Source organism: Mesorhizobium monacense (genome assembly GCF_056781675.1).
In genome coordinates, this window is record NZ_CM165567.1 from 6,152,246 (window position 1) to 6,175,675 (window position 23,430).

The 23,430-nt window shown below is 64.0% G+C and carries 19 protein-coding genes and 1 pseudogene; 11 read left to right on the forward strand and 9 right to left on the reverse strand.

Annotation, left to right across the window (positions count from 1 at the left end):
- The first annotated feature begins 96 nt into the window (after positions 1–96).
- On the forward strand, positions 97–318 hold the full coding sequence (locus AC1RUK_RS29555) for a DUF1674 domain-containing protein (protein WP_481837797.1): 222 nt from the start codon (positions 97–99) through the stop codon (positions 316–318).
- 10 nt (positions 319–328) lie between these two features.
- Here AC1RUK_RS29555 and AC1RUK_RS29560 read toward each other — a convergent pair whose 3' ends face one another.
- Positions 329–994 (reverse strand): HAD-IA family hydrolase, encoded by a 666-nt coding sequence (locus AC1RUK_RS29560; protein WP_436169725.1) that lies wholly within the window; start codon positions 992–994, stop codon positions 329–331.
- 170 nt (positions 995–1,164) lie between these two features.
- Between AC1RUK_RS29560 and AC1RUK_RS29565 the strand changes: the two genes are divergently transcribed.
- The 3 genes and pseudogenes from AC1RUK_RS29565 to AC1RUK_RS29575 form a co-directional block, all read left to right on the forward strand.
- Entirely contained in the window at positions 1,165–2,034 is an 870-nt protein-coding gene (locus AC1RUK_RS29565; RefSeq protein WP_436169724.1) for a transglutaminase-like domain-containing protein, read from the forward strand.
- A gap of 313 nt (positions 2,035–2,347) precedes the next feature.
- The gene (locus tag AC1RUK_RS29570; protein WP_436169723.1) at positions 2,348–3,709 is read left to right on the forward strand and encodes a pilus assembly protein TadG-related protein; all 1,362 of its coding nucleotides are present in this window, start codon (positions 2,348–2,350) and stop codon (positions 3,707–3,709) included.
- 410 nt (positions 3,710–4,119) lie between these two features.
- Positions 4,120–4,335: pseudogene (locus tag AC1RUK_RS29575) on the forward strand (class I SAM-dependent methyltransferase); the annotation flags it as partial.
- 7 nt (positions 4,336–4,342) lie between these two features.
- Here the strand turns inward: AC1RUK_RS29575 and AC1RUK_RS29580 are convergent.
- Together AC1RUK_RS29580 and acs are read right to left on the reverse strand one after the other, a co-directional pair.
- Positions 4,343–5,092, reverse strand: coding sequence for an MOSC domain-containing protein (locus AC1RUK_RS29580; protein ID WP_481837796.1), 750 nt, complete (start codon positions 5,090–5,092; stop codon positions 4,343–4,345).
- Positions 5,092–7,047, reverse strand: a complete 1,956-nt coding sequence (acs, locus tag AC1RUK_RS29585) for an acetate--CoA ligase (protein WP_481837795.1) — start codon at positions 7,045–7,047, stop codon at positions 5,092–5,094. Before acs ends, AC1RUK_RS29580 begins: the two co-directional genes overlap by 1 nt.
- Positions 7,048–7,355: 308 nt before the next feature.
- Here acs and AC1RUK_RS29590 point away from each other — a divergent pair, with 308 nt between their 5' ends.
- Positions 7,356–7,628, forward strand: coding sequence for an usg protein (locus AC1RUK_RS29590; RefSeq protein ID WP_481837794.1), 273 nt, complete (start codon positions 7,356–7,358; stop codon positions 7,626–7,628).
- Positions 7,629–7,700: 72 nt separating this feature from the next.
- Positions 7,701–8,207: a GNAT family N-acetyltransferase gene (locus tag AC1RUK_RS29595; protein ID WP_481837793.1), complete on the forward strand. Its 507-nt coding sequence runs from the start codon at positions 7,701–7,703 to the stop codon at positions 8,205–8,207.
- Positions 8,208–8,216: 9 nt separating this feature from the next.
- Here AC1RUK_RS29595 and AC1RUK_RS29600 read toward each other — a convergent pair whose 3' ends face one another.
- A complete protein-coding gene (locus tag AC1RUK_RS29600; RefSeq protein ID WP_481837792.1) occupies positions 8,217–9,251 on the reverse strand; it encodes an aldo/keto reductase in 1,035 nt (344 codons plus the stop codon).
- Positions 9,252–9,295: 44 nt separating this feature from the next.
- Positions 9,296–10,477 carry an MFS transporter gene (locus AC1RUK_RS29605; RefSeq protein ID WP_481837791.1) on the reverse strand — a complete coding sequence of 394 codons (1,182 nt, stop codon included), beginning with the start codon at positions 10,475–10,477 and terminating at the stop codon, positions 9,296–9,298.
- Positions 10,478–10,599: 122 nt separating this feature from the next.
- Here AC1RUK_RS29605 and AC1RUK_RS29610 point away from each other — a divergent pair, with 122 nt between their 5' ends.
- On the forward strand, positions 10,600–11,505 hold the full coding sequence (locus AC1RUK_RS29610; RefSeq protein ID WP_481837790.1) for a LysR family transcriptional regulator: 906 nt from the start codon (positions 10,600–10,602) through the stop codon (positions 11,503–11,505).
- A 52-nt stretch (positions 11,506–11,557) separates the two neighbouring features.
- Here AC1RUK_RS29610 and AC1RUK_RS29615 read toward each other — a convergent pair whose 3' ends face one another.
- Positions 11,558–12,607 (reverse strand): aldo/keto reductase, encoded by a 1,050-nt coding sequence (locus AC1RUK_RS29615; protein WP_481837789.1) that lies wholly within the window; start codon positions 12,605–12,607, stop codon positions 11,558–11,560.
- Positions 12,608–12,712: 105 nt separating this feature from the next.
- Entirely contained in the window at positions 12,713–13,375 is a 663-nt protein-coding gene (locus AC1RUK_RS29620) for a YggS family pyridoxal phosphate-dependent enzyme (RefSeq protein WP_481837788.1), read from the reverse strand.
- 149 nt (positions 13,376–13,524) lie between these two features.
- Between AC1RUK_RS29620 and leuS the strand changes: the two genes are divergently transcribed.
- Together leuS and lptE are read left to right on the forward strand one after the other, a co-directional pair.
- Positions 13,525–16,149: a leucine--tRNA ligase gene (gene leuS, locus AC1RUK_RS29625; RefSeq protein WP_481837787.1), complete on the forward strand. Its 2,625-nt coding sequence runs from the start codon at positions 13,525–13,527 to the stop codon at positions 16,147–16,149.
- Positions 16,136–16,711, forward strand: a complete 576-nt coding sequence (lptE, locus tag AC1RUK_RS29630) for an LPS assembly lipoprotein LptE (protein ID WP_481837786.1) — start codon at positions 16,136–16,138, stop codon at positions 16,709–16,711. Before leuS ends, lptE begins: the two co-directional genes overlap by 14 nt.
- 115 nt (positions 16,712–16,826) lie before the next feature.
- Here the strand turns inward: lptE and fsa are convergent, their stop codons facing one another.
- The gene (fsa, locus tag AC1RUK_RS29635; RefSeq protein ID WP_436169712.1) at positions 16,827–17,483 is read right to left on the reverse strand and encodes a fructose-6-phosphate aldolase; all 657 of its coding nucleotides are present in this window, start codon (positions 17,481–17,483) and stop codon (positions 16,827–16,829) included.
- 91 nt (positions 17,484–17,574) lie between these two features.
- Between fsa and AC1RUK_RS29640 the strand changes: the two genes are divergently transcribed.
- Positions 17,575–19,752 (forward strand): primosomal protein N', encoded by a 2,178-nt coding sequence (locus AC1RUK_RS29640; protein ID WP_481837785.1) that lies wholly within the window; start codon positions 17,575–17,577, stop codon positions 19,750–19,752.
- 31 nt (positions 19,753–19,783) lie between these two features.
- Positions 19,784–20,479 (forward strand): aspartate/glutamate racemase family protein, encoded by a 696-nt coding sequence (locus AC1RUK_RS29645; RefSeq protein ID WP_481837784.1) that lies wholly within the window; start codon positions 19,784–19,786, stop codon positions 20,477–20,479.
- On the opposite strand, the gene AC1RUK_RS29650 is transcribed toward AC1RUK_RS29645, so the two are convergent.
- Positions 20,480–23,347 (reverse strand): hypothetical protein, encoded by a 2,868-nt coding sequence (locus AC1RUK_RS29650; RefSeq protein WP_481837783.1) that lies wholly within the window; start codon positions 23,345–23,347, stop codon positions 20,480–20,482.
- Positions 23,348–23,430: the final 83 nt, after the last annotated feature.

Genomic DNA, 23,430 nt, shown 5'->3' on the forward strand with positions numbered 1-23,430 from the left:
CATCCGTCCGTGGTGGCGAAAAGGGTCGATCCTTGCGGGTTCATGGCTATATGATGGGAAACGCCTGCCCCTGTTTCAATCCGCCGGGACTATCGCATGACCGACCAGACCATCAAAGCCGACACCGGCCCGGATCGCGACCTATCGCAAAGGCCGCTGACGCCGGCGGCCGGCCGCGCGCTGGCCGAAGCCAAGGCACGCCGTGAAGAATATCGCGAAAAGGAAGCCGCACTGCAGAAGGAAATCGGCGGCCGCGGCGGCAAGGAGCCCGGCCGCTATGGCGACTGGGAAGTGAAGGGCCTGACCAGCGACTTTTAGCGGGTCGGCCTTAGGCCGCGGCCAGCTCCGGTGCGGGGGCGATCCAGCCGCGGTCATCGACGGCGATGCCGAGCCTGTCATAGGAGCTGATTGCCGCATGCCGCGTCTGCAGCGGATGGCTGTGCGTGGCGCTGATCACCATGACAGTGGCTTCGGCTGCCTCGGCCGCCGCAATGCCGGCGGGGGCATCCTCGAAGACGAGGCAATCGCGTGCGTCGACGCCGAGCCGTTCAGCTGCCAGCCGGAAGCAATCGGGCGCTGGCTTGCCGCGGGTGACATCCTCGGCGGCGACAATGACGGCCGGAACCGGGATGCCGGCTGCCTTCATGCGCAGCAGCGCCAGCTCGCGCGGCGCTGATGTGGCGATGGCCCAGCGTTCGGGTGGCAGCGACTTCAGAAAGGCGACGGCGCCGGCGATGGGGAGGATGCCATCGAGGTCGGCGGCCTCGGCCTGCAACAGCGCATCGGCCTCGCGCACCGGGTCGACGCCCGGAAGATTGAGCCGGCCGATGGTCTCGATCGCCCGCACCCCGTGGATCGTCGGCAGGAATGCGGCGACGTCGAGGCCTTGGCGCTGCGCCCACTGCGTCCACACCCTTTCGGCGGCGGCGATGGAGTTGATTACCGTGCCGTCCATGTCGAACAGAAAGGCCGCGAATTTTCTGCCTGCAAACATCTGATATCCTGGTGTTGTTTTGGGGGGTCGGTTTGGGAGGGTGCGACCGTAGCGTCATGGCCTTGCCATTGGAAGCCGTGGCGTCACCTTTTCGGCTCGCTGCGCGGAACCATGGTCCTCTTTGCGCGTTGAGGTCATTCACTTCCAAGAAGACCAAAAGGGGGACCGCGATGCTGATCAGGCTCGGCTACGAAATCGCTATTGAGAGTGACGCAGCAACGCCGATCATTTCGCTGCTCGACATCCACCGGGAGCGCCAGGCCGACATCAAGCGGCAGACGCGCGTGCTGACGTCGCCCTCGGTTCCGACCAGGGTCTATCACGACCGCCACGGCAACAGCTGCCGCCGTTTCACCGCCCCCTCCGGCGGGTTCCGCATCCTTTACGATGCGGTTATCGAGGACAGCGGCGAGGCCGACGATGTCAACACGCTGGCCAGGGAAACACCGGTGGCGCAACTGCCCGATGAGGTGCTCGTCTATCTGCTGGGCAGCCGCTATTGCGAGACCGACCATCTCGGCAACCTCGCCTGGCAGCGCTTCGGCCAGCTTCTGCCCGGCTGGGCGCGGGTGCAGGCGATCGTCGACTATGTCCACAACCGTCTGTCGTTCGGCTACGGCTATGCGCGCTCGACCCGCACGGCGGCGCAGGCGCATGAGGAGCGCGTCGGCGTCTGCCGCGACTTTGCCCATCTGGCGATCGCGCTCTGCCGCTGCATGAACATCCCGGCCCGCTATGTGAACGGTTATCTCGGCGACATTGGCGTGCCGCTTGATCCGGCGCCGATGGATTTTTCGGCATGGATGGAGGTCTTCCTCGACGGCAAGTGGTACACGTTCGATCCCCGCCACAATGTGCCGAGGATCGGCCGTGTCGTCATCGCGCGCGGCCGCGACGCCACCGACGTGCCGCTGCTGCACAGTTTCGGCCAGCACCGGCTCTCGCTGTTCAAGGTCTGGACCTACGAACAGGAACGCAATCTGTTCAATCCGCCCTATCACGGCGTCGACAGGACCGTCAGCGCCCAGATGCTGGCCTGACGACGCCATTAGCGGCCGGCTTGTGCCTGAGATCGACGGGTGATCCGCTTCGGGACAAGGTGTCTGTACCGGATCGGGACCGAAAGGTGCCACACCGGGGGCACAAGGCGGATCATGGTAAGCACTTCGTAAAGGAAGTCGCGGCTGGGGTTTTCTGTTTACCGGCTGTTCACCTTGCTTCGCTTCGAAAGCAAGTGAAAACAATGGCTTGACAGGAGATAACGGCTTTCGCGGTCGCGGCAGCGCCATCCGGCCGGATTCCTGCACCTTCCCTCATGCGGTTTCGAGGCCGCGGCACGTGGAGGGCGGAAAGATGCTGCAGTTCAGGGGTTTTGTTCAGGCGGCTGGCGGCTTTGCCAGGGATCGCGGCGGAAACTTCGCCATCGTCTTCGGCGCGGCAGTGTCGGTGCTGGCGCTGGGTGTCGGCTTCGCGGTCAATGTCTCCCAGCTCTACAACGCAAAATCGAGCCTGCAGGGCGTCGTCGACGCGGCAGTGACCTCGACAGCACGGGATATAACCACCGGCGACATCAACGAGGCCGATGCGAACAAGTCGGTGCAGGCTTTTCTCGACGCCAACAGCGCGGCCGGCATCCTGCGGGCTGACCAAATCGTTCTCGACAAATTGACGGTCGACAGGACGGCCAGGACCGTCAGGGCGGACGTCCACGTCGATGTCGCCTTCTATTTCCCGCTGTTCAGCATGGGCGACATGCAGCGCGTGGGCGTCTCCACTACCGCGCTTTACTCGGACAAGACGATCGAGGTGGCCATGATGCTCGATGTGACCGGATCGATGGCCGGTCAAAAGATAAAGGACTTGCGGGCCGCCGCCGCAAATGCGGTCGACAGCTTCCTCGACAATCAGAACCAGGCCAACCCCAGGGTGCGCGTTTCCATCGTACCCTACGCCAATTCGGTCAATGCCGGCTCGCTTGCGGAAAGCAGCGTCTATGTCGAAACCAAGGCCAGCCAGCGCAAACAGGCCCCGGGCAATGACGACCCGCAATATGTCTCTGCGTCGTCACGCCCGGACAATTGTGCCACCGAGCGCAAGGGCACCTATCAGTATTCGGACGCAGGGCCAGATGTCAGCATGGTCAATCGCGACTATTTCCTGTCGGGCTTCGCACAGAACAGCCGCACCGCAGCTTGCCCGGCCGCTGCCCTGGTGCCGCTGACGACGGACGCCGATGCGCTGAAGAATGTCATCAAGACATTTGCCGCCTCGGGCGGCACCGCTGGCCATATCGGCGTGCAATGGGCCTGGTACATGCTTTCCGAGAACTGGGGCAGCGTGATGAAGGCTTCGCAGCGGCCGGCAAAGATGGACCCGAAAAGGGTCGCCAAGATCGCGATCCTGATGACCGACGGTGAGTTCAACCTGTCCTATTTCGACGCCAGCAGCGTCGGCGAGGTCTACAACGACGCCGGCAAGGAACCGACCCGCACCGCGGCAAAGACGCTGTGCGCCGCCATGCGCGACCAGGGCATCGAAATCTTCACCATAGGCTTCGACCTCCAGGAGAAAAATGCCAAGGCGACGTTGCAGGATTGCGCGAGCGCCGACACAGGCAAGATCAAGCACTTCTATCAGGCGGCCAACGGGACCGAGCTCAACGCGGCGTTCCTGGAGATCGCACGCAACATCGAGACCCTGGCATTGACCAGGTAGCAATTTGCAAACGGAAAAGGCCGCCGCTTCTTTCGAAGCCGGCGGCCTTCCGTGTTTCCGTCCATGGCGCGGTCTCTGGCGGCGACGCTCTCACGTCACCTGCCGCGCATCTCGCGCCTTAACGGGAAGACTGCTTCCCGAAAGTGCAATCCGCTGAGGCCACGTTCTGGAAAACGAAATCACTCGACATCGGATCACCTCCTTTCGATCTGTTGAACACATCCTCATGATGGGGTGCGTCGCAGCAAAAGACAAGGCGCGGATTTGAAAAAGCCGCAAGACCACCTTTCCCGCAGGAACGAGTTGCGGCCTGTGCAGGCGGCGGGCAATATCCGGGCTCGCATCTGAGCTGGCATTCCGGGGGAAGGGCATGGAGGCAGCCGGCAAGGCCGCACGGATCGAGCATTATGCGCACCTGTCGCCTGTGGGCCGAGCGCCTGCACACCCGCTTCGACGAGGCGATCGCAGAGGTCGGCGAGGCAAAGGCGCGGCTCTGGCTGCTCTATCTCTCAGGCTGTTCGATCAGCTTCGAACGCGCCTCGGCGCAGATTTTCCAGACCGTCGCCACCAGGCGCGCACGAGGTCCGAGCGGCCTGCCGCCGACACGGGCGGATCTGTATAGCTAAATCTTAGCTACAGGAACCGCATCGGCGCGACGACCTCGACTCGCGCCGGCCGGTCGACGGTGCAGTAGACGCCGAGATTGTGCGCGTTGTGGCGGACCAGGTTGCGCAGGATCGCCGGGTCATGGTCGAAGCCGTCCTGGGCGATGATGGTGAAGCCGCAGCGGCGGCATGGCTCGGAGATGGTCAGATGCAGGTCGCCGATCGCGAGCTTCTTGCCGATCCATTCCGTCTCGGGAAACGAGCCTTTGACCGCCGCCATGTCGACGACGATGTTGGGGCGGAAGCGGCGCGGGTCGGCGGCACCTTCCGGGTGCAGCGCCTTCAACCGCGCCAGCGAGGCGGTAGTCAGCAGATGGATGGGGGCCTTGCGGTAACGCTCCGCGGTCAGCGGACCGGCATAGTCAGGCGCGGCGTTTTCGCGGCGGAACGGCCGGATCGAAGCTTCAAAGCCGAGAAAGGCGGAGATGGCGCGGTCGCTTTCGGCACCCGGCGCGTTCAGCCAGTCGCCGCCGGGAATTGCGATCTCGAGCGCGCGGTCATGGACCAGCCGGGTGCGGATGAGCGGCACCTTGTGCCATTTCGCGTCACGGTCGGGCCGCGCGATCTCATTGTCCGATCGATCGACGAGGCCGAACATGCGGTCTCCGTCGATGCTTTCGGGGCCGACAGAGATCGCGTCCAGCCGCTCGCCGGCGAGCGAACTCGCCGGATAGCGCCAGAGTTGGGCAACCGCACCCAGGGCAGCCTTGTCCTGCATCAAGCCTTCTTGTTCTGCCGGTTGGCGACAAGGTCGTCGACGACGGCCGGATCGGCCAGTGTCGAGGTGTCGCCGAGCGCGCCGAAGTCGTCCTCGGCGATCTTGCGCAGGATGCGGCGCATGATCTTGCCGGAACGGGTTTTTGGCAGGCCCGGCGCGAACTGGATCTTGTCGGGCGTGGCGATGGCGCCGATCTCCTTGCGGACATGGCTGACGAGTTCCTTGCGCAGATCTTCGTTCGGTATCTCGCCGGCCATCAGCGTGACATAGCAGTAGATGCCTTGCCCCTTGATGTCGTGCGGGTAGCCGACGACCGCGGCTTCGGAAACCTTGTCATGGCTGACCAAGGCCGATTCGACTTCCGCGGTGCCCATCCGGTGGCCGGAGACGTTGATGACGTCGTCGACGCGACCGGTGATCCAATAGTAGCCGTCTTCGTCGCGGCGGCAGCCGTCGCCTGTGAAGTACTTGCCCTTGTAGGTGGAGAAATAGGTCTGCACGAAGCGGTCGTGATCGCCATAGACTGTGCGCATCATGCCTGGCCAGGAATCGGTGATGCAGAGATTTCCGTCGGACGCCCCCTCGAGCACCTTGCCGTCGCCATCGACCAGTTGCGGCTTGACGCCGAAGAAGGGACGCGTCGCCGAACCCGCCTTGAGGTTGGTGGCGCCGGGCAGCGGCGTGATCAGGATGCCACCGGTCTCGGTCTGCCACCAGGTGTCGACGATCGGCACCTTGCCGTTGCCGACGACGTTGAAATACCACTCCCACGCTTCCGGGTTGATCGGCTCGCCGACCGAACCCAGAACGCGCAGCGACTTGCGCGAGGTCTTCGTCACATGGGCGTCGCCGGCGCCCATCAGGGCGCGCAGCGCCGTCGGCGCGGTGTAGAAGATGTTGACCTTGTGTTTGTCGATGACCTCCCAGAAGCGGGCCTGCGAAGGGTAGTTGGGCACGCCTTCGAACATCAGCGTAGTGGCGCCATTGGCGAGCGGTCCGTAGACGATGTAGCTGTGGCCGGTGACCCAGCCGACATCGGCGGTGCACCAGTAGATGTCGCCGTCATGGTAGTCGAAGACATATTGGTGGGTCATCGAGGCATAGACGAGATAGCCGGCGGTGGTGTGCAGCACGCCCTTCGGCTTGCCGGTCGAGCCGGATGTGTAGAGGATGAACAGCGGATCCTCGGCCTTCATCTTCTCCGGCTTGCATTCCGCTTTCACCGAAGCGATTTCGTCGTGGTACCAGACGTCGCGTCCCGGAGCCCAGCCGACCTTGCCGCCGGTGCGGCGCACGACGACGACCTTGTTGACCATCACGAAGTTCTTGGCGGCGATGTCGATCGCCTTGTCGGTGTTTTCCTTCAGCGGAATGGCCTTGCCGCCGCGCAGGCCTTCATCGGCGGTGATGACGAAGGTCGATTCGCAGTCGACGATGCGGCCGGCGAGCGCGTCGGGAGAAAAGCCGCCAAAGACGATCGAATGGATGGCGCCGATGCGCGTGCAGGCAAGCATCGCATAGGCCGCTTCCGGGATCATCGGCATGTAGATGGTGACACGGTCGCCCTTCTTGACGCCGTGCTTCTTCATCACATTGGCGAGCCGGCAGACATGCTCGTAAAGCTCGTTGTAGGTGATCTTCTTGTCGTCGTACGGATTGTCGCCTTCCCAGATGATGGCGGTCTGGTCGCCGCGCTTCTTCAGGTGCCGGTCGATGCAGTTGTACGAGACGTTGGTCAGCCCGTCCTCGAACCATTTGATCGAGACCTTGCCGTTGAAGGAGGTGTTCTTGACCTTGCTGAAGGGCTTGAACCAGTCGATGCGCTTGCCGTGCTTGCCCCAGAATTTGTCCGGGTTGTTGACGCTGTCGGCATACCATTTGAGATAGGTGTCGTTGTCGATTAGCGCGTTCTTCTTCCACACCGGTTGGACGTGATGGACATGAACCTCGGACATTTCTTCACTTCCCTCCCGAAACCAAGCCGCCGGCTTGAGCGCCGGCGGGCATCGCGGCAATGCGGCCGCGAATTTCGCGCGCATTATTAACAGTTCCGCGATGACGGCAATATTAGACGTTGGATTCGCGTGGCGGGATGCCGCAGGGGCATCGTGCAATGCTTGTCAGCACTCGACCATGGTCGCTGCTAACTGCATGTTTTCGCGCGGAAAACCCGGATACGATCAGGAAAAATCAATAGACAGTTAAATAACAAGGCGCACAATCCGATGTCGGGAGGAAAGGAGAATCGACGCAGGGGGCTGCAATGCAGGACCATTCCGAAATGGACTTGATGCTCAAAGGCTATGGCTTGACCACAGCCAAGATTTTTTATCATTTTCCCGACCATCCGCATCTGCTGCAGAGCTACATCTGGCAGGATTACGACATCGCGCCAAAGTTCCCGGTGCTGATCCGCTTCATCGAATTCTGGAAGACCAAGCTCGACGGGCCGCTGCATTCGGTCGTCTACACGCACCAGAAGCTGATCGCGCCGAATGAATGGCGCAAGGTCGACGGCGAGTTCGTGCTGCATTAGGCTCAAAACCTAATGTTCGACCACAAAGTCCAGCGATCCATCGGTTGGCCGCTGGACAGACGGATGCTGTGCATGTCCTCCACCTTCACCGTCAGGCGCGCCACGCCAGAGGACGAGTCCGGGCTAAATCAGTTGCTTCTTGCGTCTTACCCCGGCCTGATGCGCGCAGCATACGACGAGACCATTCTTGAAGCTGCGCTGCCTTTGATCACCCGCGCAAACCCGGCGCTACTTTCTGCCGGCACCTACTATCTCGCGGTAAATGAGCGTGACTTTGCCGTTGGCTGCGGCGGCTGGTCCTGGGAACGGCCTGGAAGCTCTGAAGTGAAGGACGAACTTGCGCACATCCGACATTTCGCCACTCATCCCGAATGGTTGCGCCGCGGGGTCGGGCACGCGCTTTACCGGCGTTGCGAGGAAGATGCACGGTCGTCAGGTGCGCGCCGTTTCGAATGCCACGCGAGTCTCAACGCAGAGGGTTTCTATTCGGCGTTGGGTTTCAGGTCGATGGGGCGGATCGACGTGCGCATTGGCCCTGGGCCGATGTTACCCTGCATCCTGATGGAACGAGCCTTTTGACGACGACGGTCAGACCGCTGGCGGGCTCAGCCGAGCGAATGCCTCCTGGCGCCTATAGGGGAAATAAGGGTAGGGCGCGGTCACCTCGCTTGCGGCATCGAGCCTCTTCATCTGCTCCGGCGTCAGCGTCCAGCCGACGGCGCCGAGGTTCTGGCGCAGCTGCTCCTCGTTGCGGGCGCCGATGATGACGGAGGAGACGGTCGGGCGCTGCAGCAGCCAGTTGATGGCGATCTGCGGTACGGTCTTGCCGGTTTCCCGCGCTACCGCATCGAGCGCTTCGACCACCCGATAGAGATGCTCGTCTTCGACAGGCGGCCCAAAACTCGCCGTGTCGTGCAGCCGGCTCTTTTCCGGCAGCCTCTCACCGCGGCGGATCTTGCCGGTCAGGCGACCCCAGCCGAGCGGGCTCCACACCAGCGCGCCGACGGCCTGGTCGAGGCCGAGCGGCATCAGCTCCCATTCATAGTCGCGCCCGACCAGCGAATAGTAGACCTGATGCGCGACGTAGCGGGGATAGCCGTGCCGGTCGGCCAAGCCGAGCGATTTCATCACCTGCCAGCCGGAGAAATTGGAGACGCCGACATAGCGCAATTTGCCGGCGCGCACGAGGTCGTCCAGCGTCGACAGCACCTCCGCGATCGGCGTTGCGGCGTCGAAGGCATGCAGTTGCAGAATGTCGATGTAATCGGTGCCGAGACGCCTCAGCGCGTCCTCCACCGCCCCGATCAGCCGCGACCGCGAGGAACCGTAGTCGGCTGGTCCATCTCCCATCGGCAGAGAGGTTTTCGTCGAGATCAGCACGGCATCGCGGCGACCCTTGATAGCCTGCCCGAGCACCGCTTCGGACGCGCCGTTCGAATAGACATCGGCTGTGTCGAAGAGATTGACGCCGGCCTCAAGGCAGATGTCGACCAGCCGCCGCGCTTCGTCTGCGTCACTGTTGCCCCAGGCGCCGAACAGCGGCCCCGAACCGCCGAACGTGCCGGCGCCGAATGAAAGCACCGGAACCTTCAGGCCCGATGCGCCAAGACGTCGATAGTCCATCTTTTTTCTCCTTGTGAGGTCGAAAGGTCATTGTCCGAAGACTGTCACGAGCGGGCGGATGCCGGTTCGCTTAGCGCCGGGTCGCGATCGAGGCGCAGCGCCAGTGCTGCAACGCCGAGCGCCGAAAGCGGCAGCAGCGCCGCGATCCAGGTGACAGCGCCGAGGCCGGGGCCGTGGGCGATGACCACTCCGCCCAGCCAGGCGCCGGCGGCGTTGCCGAGATTGAAGGCGGCGATGTTGAAGGAGGAAGCGAGGCTCTGTCCCGCGCCTTCGGCCCTTTCCAGCACCCACATCTGCAGCGGCGCCACGGTGGCGAAAGCGGCAGCGCCGAGCAGGCCGACATAGAGGACGGCCATTACCTGGTTGTGCAAGGCGAGGGTCATGGTGGCGAGCACCAGCGCCAGCACGACGAGGCTGCCGAACACGGACGGCACCAGCCAGCGGTCGGCTGCCTTGCCGCCAGCGAGATTGCCGGCGATGAGGCCGCCGCCGAAGACGAGCAGGATCGGCGACACCGCCGCTTCGCCAAAGCCGCTGATCTCGGTGAGCAAGGGAGCGATGTAGGTGAAGACGGCGAACACGCCGGCGTAGCCGAGCACGGTGGTGGCGAAGCCGAGCAGGACAGGGGGGCGGCCGAGGACCGCGAGGTCAGCGCGCAGGTTGCTCTTCTGGGGGGCGGTCTCGGCGCGCGGCACCAGAAGTAGGATGATGCTAAAGGCGGCGAGCCCGACCAATGTCACCGCCCAGAAGGTCGCGCGCCAGCCGAAGGCCTGGCCGAGCCAGGTACCGAAGGGCACGCCGAGGATGTTGGCGATGGTGAGCCCGGTGAACATCAGGGCGATCGCCGACGCCTTCTTGTTGGGCGCCACCAACCCCGTCGCCACCACCGAGCCGACGCCGAAGAAGGTGCCGTGGGCAAAGGCGGTGAGCACGCGGGCGCCCATCAGCGTCCAGTAGTCGGGGGCTAACGCACAGGCGAGATTGCCGATGGAGAAGATCGCCATCAGCGCCAGAAGCACAGTCTTGCGCGGCCAGCGGCCGGTGGTGATGGTCAAGAGCGGCGCGCCGATGACGACGCCCAGCGCATAGCCGGAAATGAGCTGGCCGGCGGCCGAGATCGAGACTCCGAGATCGGTGCTGACGTCGATCAGCAGGCCCATGATGACGAATTCGGTGACGCCGATGCCGAAGGCGCCGGCGGCAAGGGCATAGAGAGCAAGAGGCATGGCGGTCGTCCTGTTGGTCGCAGAAGGACGCTTGTCCCCGCGTCCCGACCAGGAAGATCGTGTCGCAAGCAACTGTGAACCAGCCTTGCTCTGGGCATACTTTCTATGAAATAGATTCACGAATGGCGAGACCAGACATAAACCGCTCCGGCGAAATCGAAGTGTTTGTCCGCGTCGTCGAGGCGGGCAGTTTTTCGGCGGCAGCGAGGGCACTGCGCATGACGCCATCGGCGGTGAGCAAGCTGATCGCGCGGCTGGAGGCCCGGCTTGGCGCGCGCCTCGTCAGCCGCTCGACGCGACGGCTGCAGCTTACGCCGGAGGGCATCGCTTTCCATGACAGCGGCGTGCGCATCCTCGCCGACATGGCAGCAGCCGAACGCGAGGCGGCGGCAGGGGCAGCACCGCGCGGCCTGCTGCGGGTCAACAGCTATGTGCCCTTCGGCCAGCACCGGCTGATCCCGCTGCTGCCGCGCTTTCTCGAACGCTATCCCGAGATCTCGATCGACCTTGTTTTGACGGACCATGTCATCGACCTGATGGAGGAGCGCGCCGATGTCGCCATCCGCGCCGGGCCTCTCGGCGAATCCCGGCTGGTGGCGCGCAAGCTCGGGCAAAGCCGGACAGTTGTGGTCGCCGCACCGTCCTATCTCGAACGGCATGGCACGCCCCGGACATCAGCCGATCTCGACCGCCACAACCGGATGGGCTTCCGCTTCGCGCGCCATATCGACGGCTGGCCCTTTGTCGACAAGGCCGGCCGCCCCACCGTGGTCCCGACCACCGGAAACGCGCTGGTCAGCGACGGCGAAGCGATGCGGCTGATGGCACTTTCAGGCGCGGGCATCGCCCGGCTGGCGCGCTGGCATATTGAACCCGACATTGCCGCCGGTCGTCTGGTGCCGCTGCTGGAGGATTTTAATCCCGGCGACGAGGAGCTTACACACGCCGTCTATGTCGGCCAGGGCAAGCATCTGCCGGCAAGGGTGCGCGCCTTTCTCGATTTTCTGGTCGAGACCGTGCGGCTCTGAAAGTCGTTCGGGAGCTAACGGCTCCCGAACCCTTAGGCCGGCGATAGTAGGACTATGTCTTCGGTACGAAAGGCGCGGGGCGCCGACCGGCCGCCTGCCGCTCCAGCATCCAGCCGGGATATTCGGCCGGCAGCGCGCTGACCTCGTCCAGCTTGGCGAGATCGTCGGCGTCGAGCTTCAGCTCTGTCGCGGCAAGGTTCTGCTCTAGCTGCTCCATGCGGCTGGCGCCGATGATGATGCTCATCACGAAGGGCTTTGCCAGCACATAGCCGAGCGCCACCGTGGCGACGCTGACATCATGCTTCTTGGCGATGTCGCGCATGACTGCGACGGCCGCCCAGGCACGGTTCTCATTGACCGGCGGGAAATTGAAGGAGGCGCGGCGGCCTTCGCCATTGCCGGGTGCGCCCGGACCGTATTTGCCGGAGAGCAGGCCGCCCGCCATCGGCGACCAGACCATGAGGCCGAGCTTTTCCTCGTTGAGCAGCGGCACGATTTCGCGCTCGAGGTCGCGGCCGGCGATCGAGTAATAGGATTGCACCGTCTCGAAGCGAGCAAAGCCCTTGCGCTCGGCGATACCCAGCGCCTTGGCGATACGCCAGGCCTGCCAGTTGGAGACGCCGACGTAACGGACCTTGCCGCTGGCCACCAGATCGTCGAGCGCCCGCAGCGTCTCGTCGATCGGCGTCACCGTGTCGGTACCGTGCAGCTGGTAGAGATCGATATGGTCCAGCTGCAGCCGTTCGAGGCTGGCGTCGACCGAATCCATGATATGGCCGCGCGAGGAGCCGCGCTGGTTCGGACCGCTGCCCATGGCGCCGTGAACCTTGGTGGCGACGATCACGTCCGACCTGTCAACACCGAGATTTTTCAGAGACTGGCCGAGCAGTTTTTCGGACTCACCGAACGAATAGACGTCGGCCGTGTCGAAGAAATTGACGCCCGCGGCAATCGACCGGCCGACGATGTCGTCGACGCCCTTCTGGTTCAGGCTGGCGATCAGGCCCCATTGGGCGTTTTCGCCGGCGGCGCCGAAGGTCATGGTGCCGAGGCAAAGTTCGGAGACGAACATCCCCGTGTTTCCGAGTTGGTTATAGCGCATGGTGGGGCTCCGGGAGAGTGCAAGAAGACACTAGCCAAATAGGAACGACACGTTTCGTTTCAAGCGTTGGAGCAATTGCACTGTTGGGATTGGCCTAAACTTCCGTCATCGGCTGCCGAAGACTGCCGAGCCGACCCTGACGCTGGTCGCGCCGAAGGCGATGGCCGTCTCGTAATCGCCGGACATGCCCATAGACAGACTTGCGACGCCGGCCTCGCGGCCGAGCTTTTCCAGCAGCGCGAAATGCGGGCCAGGGTTCTCATCGGCCGGCGGGATGCACATCAGACCTTCGATGGCGAGGCCGTGGATGTCGCGACAGCGGGCGACGAACGCGACGGCCTCGCGCGGCTCGATGCCAGCCTTCTGCGGCTCGGAGCCGGTGTTGACCTGCACGTAGAGTTTTGGCGAGCGGCCCTGGCGTGCGATCTCCTTCGCAAGTTCGGCCGCGATCTTCTCGCGATCGATCGTCTCGATGACGTCGAACAGGGCGACTGCTTCCTTCGCCTTGTTCGACTGTAGCGAGCCGATGAGGTGCAGTTCGATATCCGGGAATGCTTCCTTCAGGGCTGGCCACTTGGCTTGCGCTTCCTGCACCCGGTTCTCGCCGAAGACGCGCTGGCCGGCCTCGATCACTGGACGGATATCGGCGGCCTCGAAGGTTTTCGACACCGCCACCAGCGTCACCGCACCGGCTGCGCGGCCGGCCTCGCGCTCGGCGGCGGTGATCTTCGTCTTGACCGTGAAAAGCTGTTCGACGGCGCTCGCCATGCCTATATCCTGCCTGTCTTTATCGATCTTGGCCGGATCGCCGCAGTTGACGGGTCCGGCAATCCATGGTGAACACCGCGACGACATTTTCGCTGGCCGCCGGCCATTGTCCGGTGGCTCGTGCCTGCTTTTTAAGTGAAAAACATCCGATGGCAACCGAACGATACAATCCGCGCGCGTCAGAGCCCAAATGGCAGAAGGCCTGGGACGCCAAGAAGCTGTTCGAAGCTCAAAACGACGACCCGCGCCCGAAATACTACGTGCTGGAGATGTTCCCCTATCCGTCGGGGAAGATCCATATCGGCCACACCCGCAATTACACGATGGGCGACGTGGTGGCGCGCTACAAGCGGGCCAAGGGGTTCAGCGTGTTGCACCCGATGGGCTGGGACGCCTTCGGCATGCCGGCTGAAAATGCGGCGATGCAAAACAAGGTCCATCCCAAGGACTGGACCTATGAGAACATCGCCACCATGCGCGAGCAGCTCAAGGTCATGGGCCTGTCGCTCGACTGGGCGCGCGAATTCGCCACTTGCGACGTCGACTACTACCACCGCCAGCAAATGCTATTCCTCGACTTCGTCGAGAAGGGGCTGGTGACGCGCAAATCCTCCAAGGTCAACTGGGATCCGGAGGACATGACCGTGCTCGCCAACGAGCAGGTGATCGACGGCCGCGGCTGGCGCTCGGGCGCACTGGTCGAGCAGCGCGAGCTGACGCAGTGGTTCTTCAAGATCACCGACTATGCGCAGGACCTCTTGGATTCGCTCGAAGGCCTGGACGAGTGGCCGGAGAAGGTCAAGCTGATGCAGCACAACTGGATCGGACGCTCGGAAGGCCTGCTGATCCGCTGGCCGCTGGCGGCACCCGTTGGTGGCGAGCATGAGCTCGAAGTCTATACGACCAGGCCCGACACCATTTTCGGCGCGTCCTTCATGGCTGTCGCCGCCGATCATCCGCTGGCCAAGAAGGCCGCGGAAGACAATCCGGCCTTGGCCAAGTTCATCGAGGAGGTCCGTCACATGGGCACCTCGGTGGCGGCTTTGGAGACCGCCGAGAAGAAGGGTTTCGACACCGGCATCCGTGTCGTCCACCCGTTCGACGACAGCTGGACGCTGCCGGTCTATGTCGCCAATTTCGTGCTGATGGAATACGGCACAGGCGCCATCTTCGGCTGCCCGTCCGGCGACCAGCGCGACCTCGACTTCGCCAACAAATACGGCCTGCCGGTGGTGCCTGTGGTGATGCCGGAAGGTGCCGATGCAAAGACGTTCCAGATCATCGACGAAGCCTATGTCGATGACGGCGTGATGATCAATTCGCGCTTCCTCGACGGCATGAAGCCAGAGAAGGCGTTCGACGAGGTCGCGAAGCTGCTCGAGCAGAAAACCATCGGCAACCGGCCGATGGCCGAGCGCAAGGTGACCTTCCGCCTGCGCGACTGGGGCATTTCGCGCCAGCGCTACTGGGGCTGCCCGATCCCGATGATCCATTGCGAGGATTGCGGCGTGGTGCCGGTGCCGAAGGCTGACCTGCCGGTCAGGCTGCCCGACGACATCGAGTTCGACCGGCCGGGCAACCCGCTCGACCGCCATCCGACCTGGCGGCACGTCAACTGCCCGCAATGCGGCGAGCCGGCACGGCGCGAGACCGACACGATGGACACGTTCGTCGATTCGTCGTGGTATTTCGCCCGCTTCACCGCGCCCTGGGCGAACGATCCGACCGATCCCCGGGCGGCCAATGAATGGCTGGCGGTCGACCAGTATATTGGCGGCATCGAGCATGCGATCCTGCATCTGCTCTATTCGCGCTTCTTCACCCGTGCCATGCGCGAAACCGGCCATCTCAACCTGGCCGAGCCGTTCAAGGGCCTGTTCACGCAAGGCATGGTGGTGCACGAGACCTACCGCGTCGGCAGCGCGTCCAACGGTCGCTGGCTGTCACCCGGCGAGGTCAGGCTGGAGGATGTCGACGGCAAGCGCCGCGCCATCGAGATCGCCACCGGCGATGAGGCCGTGATCGGCCCGCTGGAGAAGATGTCGAAGTCGAAGAAGAACACGGTGAGTCCGGAAGAGATCACCGACGGCTACGGCGCCGACACCGCGCGCTGGTTCATGCTGTCGGATTCGCCGCCCGAGCGCGACGTCGAATGGACCGACGATGGTGTGGCCGGCGCGCACCGCTTCGTCCAGCGCGTCTGGCGCCTGGTGTCGACGGCTGCCGAATCGCTTGCCGGCATCCAGCCTGCGGCGGCGCAGGACTGTGAGGCCGGTGCGGTTTCCAAGACGGCGCACAAGATCCTGAAGGCGGTCGGCGAGGACATCGAGAAGCTCGCCTTCAACCGCGCCATTGCTCGTGTCTACGAGCTCGCCAATGCCTTGACCGCGCCGCTCAACGAAGTGGCCGAAGGCAGGGCCGATCCGGCGCTGAAAGGCGCCTGCCGGCAGGCGGTGGAGATCCTGGTGCACCTGGTCGCGCCGGTCATGCCGCATCTGGCCGAGGAGTGCTGGGAGACGCTCGGCGGCACCGATATGGTCGCCGAACGGCCGTGGCCGGTCTACGATCCGGCGCTGGTCGTCGACAATGAGATCGTGCTGCCGGTGCAGGTCAACGGCAAGAAGCGCGGGGATTTGACAATTGCCCGCGACGCGGACCAAGGTGCCGTCGAAAAAGCCGTGCTGGCCCTCGACTTCGTGCAGAGAGCGCTGGAGGGTAAGGCGCCCCGCAAGGTGATCATCGTGCCGCAGAGGATCGTCAATGTCGTTGCCTGAGCTTGGAAAGACGACGCGTTTTCTGCGCCGTGCAGCACTGTGCGGCCTGGTCGCCTCGGCTGCGCTGGTTTCGGCCTGCACGGTGCGTCCGCTCTATTCGAATGCGCCGCTCACCGTCGGCTCGACTGTCGGCGCCGCCGCCGAACTGGCGTCGATCTCGATCAAGCCGGTCAAAACCCGCTACGCCCAGCAGGTGCGCAACAATCTGATCTTCGGGCTCGGCCAGGGCGCGGGCGAGCCGGCCTCGCCGGTCTACACGCTCGATCTCGGCGTCAGCGAACTGGTCGAATCGGCTGCCGTTGTGCAGATCCAGACCGACGAGGACGAACCGACGGCCGGCACGGTGACGCTCACCGCGAACTATGTGCTGACCGACGCCAAGACCGGTACGGTCATCGCGAGGGGCAAGCGCTCGGTGCCGTCATCGTTCGACAAGCCAACCCAGGAATATGCTTCCTACCGGGCGCAGCTCGACGCCGAGAACCGCGCCGCGCGCGAACTGGCGGAACTCCTGCGCCTGTCGGTCGCCCAGGATCTGGTCAAGCACGGCAAGAAGGCCTGAGAGACCGTTTGGAAACTCCACTCCGGCGGCCATCTCTGAGCGTTTCCCACTTGGCTGTTCGCAACAAAAAGGCCGGTTGCCCGGCCTTTTTTCGTTTAATGCGTGAACCCTGATCTCAGCCGATCTTCTGGCCGGTCTTGGCCCAGTCGGCGAGGAACTGCTCAAGGCCCTTGTCGGTCAGCGGGTGCTTGACCAGCGCCTTCAGCGTCGCCGGCGGTGCGGTGATGACGTCGGCGCCGATCAGCGCGGCCTGCTTGACGTGGTTCACGGTGCGCACCGACGCGGTCAGGATCTCGGTCTGGAAATCGTAATTGTCGTAGATCTGCCGGATCTCCTGGATCAGTTCCATGCCGTCCGAACCGGTGTCGTCGATGCGGCCGACGAAAGGCGAGATGAAGGAGGCGCCGGCCTTGGCAGCCAGCAGCGCCTGGTTGGCGGAGAAGCACAGCGTCACGTTGACCATCCGGTTCATCTGCGTGCGGATCGTCTTGCAGGCCTTCAGCCCGTCCAGCGTCAGCGGCACCTTGATGCAGACATTGGGCGCGATCTTGGCCAGCACCTCGGCCTCCGCCATCATGTCCTTGAATTCGGTGGCCACCACTTCGGCCGAAACCGGACCGTCGACGATGTCGCAGATCTGCTTGGTGACCTCGGAAATCTTGCCGCCGGACTTCAGGATCAGCGAGGGATTGGTGGTGACGCCGTCGAGCAAGCCAAGATCGTTCAGCTCACGGATTTCCTTGACATCGGCGGTGTCGACAAAAAATTTCATGACGGGGTCTCCTGAAGATTTTCATGTGCATGGCATGCACATTCGGGGTCGGCCTTTGCTCTAGACCAAAGTCAGGGCAAGGTCACGCCTCATGGAAGAAGATTCGCCCTTTGTCGCGCCCGTGCTGGTGCCGATGCCCGCCGAGCAGCCCTACACCTATGCGGTGCCGATGGGCATGCGCGTGGTGCCGGGCTCGATCGTGCGCGTGCCGCTCGGGCCGCGCCAGGTGGCCGGCATCGTCTGGGACGGCGTCGTCGAAAAGGTCGACGCCAAGAAATTGCGGCCGATCGAGCAGGTCTTCGACTGCCCGCCGATCGACCGCGCCATGCGCCGCCTCGTTGACTGGATCGCGCAATACACGCTGTCGCCGCCCGGCATGGTGGCGCGCATGCTGCTGCGGGCACCGGAAGCCTTCGACCCCGAACCCTGGATCGAAGGGCTGCAGCGCACGCTGCTCCGGCCCGACCGGATGACGGAGGCGAGGACGCGCGTGTTGGAGACGGCCGAAGGCGGGCTTGCCTGGACGCGCTCGGGGCTTGCGCATGCCGCCGGTGTGTCCTCAACGGTCGTCGACGGCCTGCGGGCGCAAGGCGTTTTCGAGACCGTGATGATCCCGCCGCGACCGGTGGTCGCAGCGCCCGACCCCGCCTACGCCCAGCCCGCGCTGATGCCCGACCAGGAGGATGCGGCCGTGATGCTGCGCGCCGGCGTCGCGGCCGACGCTTTCGGCGTCACCTTGCTCGATGGAGTGACCGGCTCCGGCAAGACCGAAGTCTATTTCGAGGCCGTGGCGGCCGCACTCGACAAGGGCAAACAGGTGCTGATCCTGCTGCCGGAAATCGCGCTGACGCATGCCTTCCTCGAACGCTTCCAGGATCGTTTCGGCGCCAAGCCGGCGGAGTGGCATTCCGACCTGCCGCCACGGATGCGCGAGCGCGTCTGGCGGCAGGTGGCGGAAGGCGGCGTGCGGGTCGTCGCCGGCGCGCGCTCGGCGCTGTTCCTGCCGTTCCGCGATCTCGGGCTGATCGTCGTCGACGAGGAGCACGACCCCGCCTACAAGCAGGAGGATCGCGTCTTCTACAATGCCCGCGACATGGCGGTGGTGCGCGGCCATATTGGCGGCTTTCCGGTGGTGCTCGCATCGGCGACGCCGTCGGTCGAAAGCCGGGTCAATGCAAGCCAGGGCCGCTACAGCAGGGCGGTGCTTTCGGGGCGCTTTGCCGAGGCGTCGCTTCCCGACCTGAAGACCATCGACATGCGGCGCGCGCCGCCGGCACGTGGCGGCTTCCTGTCGCCGCTGATGCTCGACCATATGAAGCGGACACTGGAGCGGCAGGAGCAGTCGCTGCTCTTCCTCAATCGGCGCGGCTATGCGCCGCTGACGCTGTGCCGGGTGTGCGGTCATCGCTTCGGCTGCCCGGTCTGTTCGGCCTGGCTGGTCGAGCACCGCTTTCGCGGCCAGCTCGTCTGCCACCATTGCGGGCACAACGAGAAGCGGCCGGAGGCATGCCCGGAATGCGGCACGCTCGACCATCTCGTCGCCTGCGGGCCGGGTGTCGAACGCATCGCCGAAGAAGTCGTCACGCATTTCCCCGACGCCCGTACCATCGTCCTGTCGTCCGACCTTATGGGCGGGGTGCGGCGGCTCAGGCTCGAGCTGGAGGCCATCGCCAATGGCGAGGCTGATATCGTCATCGGTACGCAGCTGGTCGCCAAGGGCCACAACTTCCCCAACATGACGCTGGTCGGGGTGGTCGATGCCGATCTCGGTCTCGCCAATGGCGATCCGCGCGCCGCCGAGCGCACCTTCCAGCTGCTCAGCCAGGTGACGGGACGGGCCGGCCGCACCGGCAAGAAGAGCCTCGGCCTGCTGCAGACCTTCCAGCCCGAGCATCCGGTGATGCGGGCGATCGTCTCCGGCGATGCCGAGGCTTTTTACGAGCGCGAGATCGCCGAGCGCGAGCGGGCGGCACTGCCGCCCTTCGGCCGGCTCGCCGGCGTCATCGTCAGCGCCGTGACGCGGGCGGAAGCGGAGGGCCATGCGCGGGGCCTGCGCCGCGCCGCGCCTCAAGCCAGCGACCTGTTCGTGCTCGGCCCGGCCGAAGCGCCGCTGTCACTGCTCGGCGGCCGTCATCGCTTCCGGTTGCTGATCCAGGGCGAGCGGCGTGCCGACATGCAAGGTTTCATCCGCACCATGCTGGCCGAAGGACCGAAGCTGCGCGGCTCGGTCCGGGTGCAGGTCGATATCGATCCGCAGAGCTTTTTGTGAGATTGATCGTGCAAATCGGAGTGCGGAGCAGATGAAAACCCTTGGCCTGCTCGGCGGCATGAGCTGGGAATCGACCGCGATCTACTACCGGCTGCTGAACGAGATCGTGCGCGAGCGGCTTGGCGGGCTGCATTCGGCAAAGCTCCTGTTGTGGTCGTTCGATTTCGCCGAGATCGCCGAGCGACAGCATGAAGGCGACTGGCAGGGCGCCGGGGTGCTTTTGGTGGAGGCCGCGCGCAGCCTGGAAGCTGGCGGCGCGCAAGGGCTGCTGGTCTGCACCAACACCATGCACAAGCTCGCCGATGAGGTGCAGGCGGCGGTGTCCATCCCGCTGATCCACATTGCCGATGCCACCGCGGTTGCCGTCAAGGATGCCGGCGTCAAGCGCCCGGCGCTGCTGGCGACTCGCTTCACCATGGAGCAGGATTTCTACAAGGGCCGGCTTGCCGACAGATACGGTCTTCAGCCGGTGGTGCCGGATCAGGCCGGGCGCGACATGGTGCATCGCGTGATCTACGACGAGCTCTGCCAGGGCATCGTCAGCGGGCCATCGAAGGCGGCCTATATCGACGAAGTCGCCCGCTTGCGGCGCGAAGAAAAGATCGACGGCGTCATCATGGGCTGCACCGAGATCACCATGCTGATCGGCCAGCCGGATTTCGACATTCCGGTGTTCGACACCACGCGCATCCATGCCGAGGCGGCGGTCGAATTCATGCTGCAGTAATCAAGGCTGGGCGGCCACGGCGACATTTCCCGAGCCGACCACTTTCAGCTTCCATCCCTCTGCTTCCGTGCCGGCCAGATTGAGATGCCCGGTCAGGAAGTACAGGCGATCGGTGTCAGGGCCCTTGGCAGTGCAGAATCGATCCTGCAGATAGGAGGGTGGCGTCGCCTGGTAGTAAAGGTCCGCCTCGACGCTGGCAGGGTGTGTGCCCTTCGGCAAATCGGCAAGCGGTATCGAATAGCTCAGTGTGTCGCTGCCGCCCGCTACATAGTCGGGATCGTCTTCGACAGCGGTCGTGCCGACATCGATGGCGAGATCCTCATCCGCGCCCAGCGCCTTGGCGATTTCGAGCCGGCTTTCGAGCGGCAAGAAGCCAGCCGGCAGAATCCGGTTGTCCTTCACCTCGGTGCAGATCGACAGGAAGCTGGTCGTCAGCTCACCTTCCGGCTTGGCCTCCGCGTTGCAGATCGGGTTCGGCGAATTGGCGGGCGGCGTAGAAACCAGTTCCTGATAGATCTGAACCTGGTCCTGTCGCGTGATCTTCTGATAGTGCGGCTGATGCGGCCGCTCGCCAGGGTGGATGCGGCCGGAACAATCGTCCTTCCACCAGAGCTCGCCATGGAGCGGCTTGCCATCCGCGTCGGTGATCACGCCGGCGGCGTTGGTCCGGCCGGAGACCCAGAGCGGCTCGCCGTTCTGGTCGAGCACGCTGAAGGTGAGGAACGCGCGCCGGAAACCCACGCCGGAGGGAAATTTGTGACCGGCCAGGTTCTTCACCGTCACCTTGGCGTCAAGCGCATCCGCGGTCATGGCAATATCGCTGACGGCGACGGTGGCGGTTGTCTGCGATGCCTGGTCCAGCATCGCCTGCTCGGTGAGAACAAGAGGATCGAGAGCCTTCTTGCCCATCATCGGATCGCGCGTCCTGATGCCGAAGACATCGGGAAACTGCTGCGCCATCTTGACCAGGAAGACGTTGAGGCCGACCAGCGTGTGGCGAGCAAACCCTTCGCGGACCGAAAGATCCGGTGCGTTGCTGGACTCGGTCTGCGGAAAATTCAGATTTTCCTGGATGCTGGCGATCTTGCTCATCGTCGGCGTTCCGTCCGGCTCCCTTGATGGCATGTGACAGCCCTGGCAGCTCTGCGGCGCAGCGCCGGCGCCCAGTGGAAGCGGGCCGTCCGGCGTGCTGCCGGTTCGATATGCGCTGAACGCCCACTCCGGATAGGTCGTCTGCTCGTAGATATGGGCCAAGGTGTTGGCCCCCTGCAGAACCGGCAGGTGAACCGTGTGGCACGTCCCGCAAACCTCGGAACTCGTGATCGTGGCATCATGAACCGGCTTGATGCCGAGGGCGGTCTGCATGGGCCCGACTTCCGGCTTTTCGAACGGGCCGATGAGAGCGTCGGGCGAACCGACCATGAAGCTGCCGGTGAAGGTCTTGGCAAAACCGCTCGCATGCGGATTGAGCAGCGCCTGCCGCTCGTTCACGCAGGCGTTCTGCGGCGCATCGGCGAGCGGCTCGCTGGCCTTGGTGTTGAGCACCATGCGGTGACAGGACGTGCAGGTAATGCCGTCGCGGGCAAGCATGCCGTAATTGGCGTGCACCGCGCTCGGATTGTCGGCCGGCCAAGGCGTCGCATCGACCATGTTGCGCGAGAACAGTTCGCATTTGCCCGAGCGCGCCTTCTCGTCGATATGAAACTGCCGCTCTCCGGCTATGCCATGGCAGCCGAGGCAAACGTCTTGCACGACGCCAGACATTTTGGGGTGGAAGCTTTGCATCTCACTCGCCAGCTGCGCGAAAAATATCGGATCGCGGCCTCCCAGCCCCATCGGCGAGGTTCGCCAGGTTGCCAGCGGAGACAGATTGATCAAGCCATCGCCATGCGGGTTCGGCTTGGTCATGTCGAACTGGAGCCCGGTGCTGCCGGCGTCATGACAACCGAGGCACTGGCTCGACGTCAGGAAGGTATCGGACGCATCGGGACCTTTGGCCCCGACCCAGGTGTTGTCGTAAGTCTCGGAGGGCATTCGCGAAACGGTTTCATAGGTCGGCATCTCGCGGACATACGCCTTCAGCGCCGCGATCACGTCGGCGTTCGGGCTATAGAGCGGTTCGCCAAGACGCGGCCTGGTATTGACCGGCAGAACGACGGCCTGGTGCAAGGTCGGCGTCGGCGGTCCCTTGAAGAAATCCTGCGCCAGGTAGTTCAGCGGCTTGCCGGGCTCACCCTCGACGTTCTTGGGAGATGCGAAGGTCAGATTGTCGGCCGCCGAAGCATGGCAGTTCATGCAGTATTGGCCGAAGCCCATATTCGGCATGCTGTTGTTGTCGGCCGGCAAAGCCGGCCAATCCGGGGTCCAGCCGCTCTGGCTGCCAAAGCCGTACCAGCCCCAGAACCAGCCGTCGTGAGAGGCGCCGGCATCGCGAATCATGATCGCGGCGCCGCTGGTCGGGAGCAGTTTGCGAGGATCGACTGTCCGGCAATCCGACGCCGGCTCCGAAAACATCTCTTTCACCATGATGGCGCCGTCGGGAACCGGCGGCGGGTGATCGACCTCGCCATTGTCCGAGCGATTTTTGCGAAGCCAGTCCATCATTTCCGGCGAATACCAGATCATCACTGGGGCATGGGTTCCGTGATCGACGCCCTGCCAGGTGCCCTTGACCAGGGTCGCGATCCGCGGTCCGGCCTGGCGCACGTATTTGTCGTGCACCCATCCTGCAGCTTCGTTGCGATAACAATAGCCGCCCAGATACTGATTGAGCTTGCTCTCGTAATCCCCCAAGGACAGTGCCGATGGCTTCCGGATCGTGGGCTCAAGCTGCTGACAGGCCAAAGGATTGGCGGGAACCATGGCCATCGGTCGTTCGGCGATACAGTCCGCGCGCGCGCCTTGCGCGATTCCAACGAGGGTTGCCGCAACAACCCAGATCCTGGCCAGAT

Excerpts from the sequence above, each read along its gene's own strand:
- AC1RUK_RS29600 (WP_481837792.1), bottom strand. The coding sequence starts at position 9,251 with ATGGACTATCGACGTCTTGGCGCATCGGGCCTGAAGGTTCCGGTGCTT.
- AC1RUK_RS29610 (WP_481837790.1), top strand. The coding sequence starts at position 10,600 with ATGGCGAGACCAGACATAAACCGCTCCGGCGAAATCGAAGTGTTTGTC.
- AC1RUK_RS29595 (WP_481837793.1), top strand. The coding sequence starts at position 7,701 with ATGTCCTCCACCTTCACCGTCAGGCGCGCCACGCCAGAGGACGAGTCC.
- AC1RUK_RS29590 (WP_481837794.1), top strand. The coding sequence starts at position 7,356 with ATGCAGGACCATTCCGAAATGGACTTGATGCTCAAAGGCTATGGCTTG.
- lptE (WP_481837786.1), top strand. The coding sequence starts at position 16,136 with ATGTCGTTGCCTGAGCTTGGAAAGACGACGCGTTTTCTGCGCCGTGCA.
- AC1RUK_RS29555 (WP_481837797.1), top strand. The coding sequence starts at position 97 with ATGACCGACCAGACCATCAAAGCCGACACCGGCCCGGATCGCGACCTA.
- fsa (WP_436169712.1), bottom strand. The coding sequence starts at position 17,483 with ATGAAATTTTTTGTCGACACCGCCGATGTCAAGGAAATCCGTGAGCTG.
- leuS (WP_481837787.1), top strand. The coding sequence starts at position 13,525 with ATGGCAACCGAACGATACAATCCGCGCGCGTCAGAGCCCAAATGGCAG.
- acs (WP_481837795.1), bottom strand. The coding sequence starts at position 7,047 with ATGTCCGAGGTTCATGTCCATCACGTCCAACCGGTGTGGAAGAAGAAC.
- AC1RUK_RS29645 (WP_481837784.1), top strand. The coding sequence starts at position 19,784 with ATGAAAACCCTTGGCCTGCTCGGCGGCATGAGCTGGGAATCGACCGCG.
- AC1RUK_RS29605 (WP_481837791.1), bottom strand. The coding sequence starts at position 10,477 with ATGCCTCTTGCTCTCTATGCCCTTGCCGCCGGCGCCTTCGGCATCGGC.
- AC1RUK_RS29615 (WP_481837789.1), bottom strand. The coding sequence starts at position 12,607 with ATGCGCTATAACCAACTCGGAAACACGGGGATGTTCGTCTCCGAACTT.
- AC1RUK_RS29580 (WP_481837796.1), bottom strand. The coding sequence starts at position 5,092 with ATGCAGGACAAGGCTGCCCTGGGTGCGGTTGCCCAACTCTGGCGCTAT.
- AC1RUK_RS29650 (WP_481837783.1), bottom strand. The coding sequence starts at position 23,347 with ATGGCCATGGTTCCCGCCAATCCTTTGGCCTGTCAGCAGCTTGAGCCC.
- AC1RUK_RS29620 (WP_481837788.1), bottom strand. The coding sequence starts at position 13,375 with ATGGCGAGCGCCGTCGAACAGCTTTTCACGGTCAAGACGAAGATCACC.
- AC1RUK_RS29565 (WP_436169724.1), top strand. The coding sequence starts at position 1,165 with ATGCTGATCAGGCTCGGCTACGAAATCGCTATTGAGAGTGACGCAGCA.
- AC1RUK_RS29560 (WP_436169725.1), bottom strand. The coding sequence starts at position 994 with ATGTTTGCAGGCAGAAAATTCGCGGCCTTTCTGTTCGACATGGACGGC.
- AC1RUK_RS29570 (WP_436169723.1), top strand. The coding sequence starts at position 2,348 with ATGCTGCAGTTCAGGGGTTTTGTTCAGGCGGCTGGCGGCTTTGCCAGG.
- AC1RUK_RS29640 (WP_481837785.1), top strand. The coding sequence starts at position 17,575 with ATGGAAGAAGATTCGCCCTTTGTCGCGCCCGTGCTGGTGCCGATGCCC.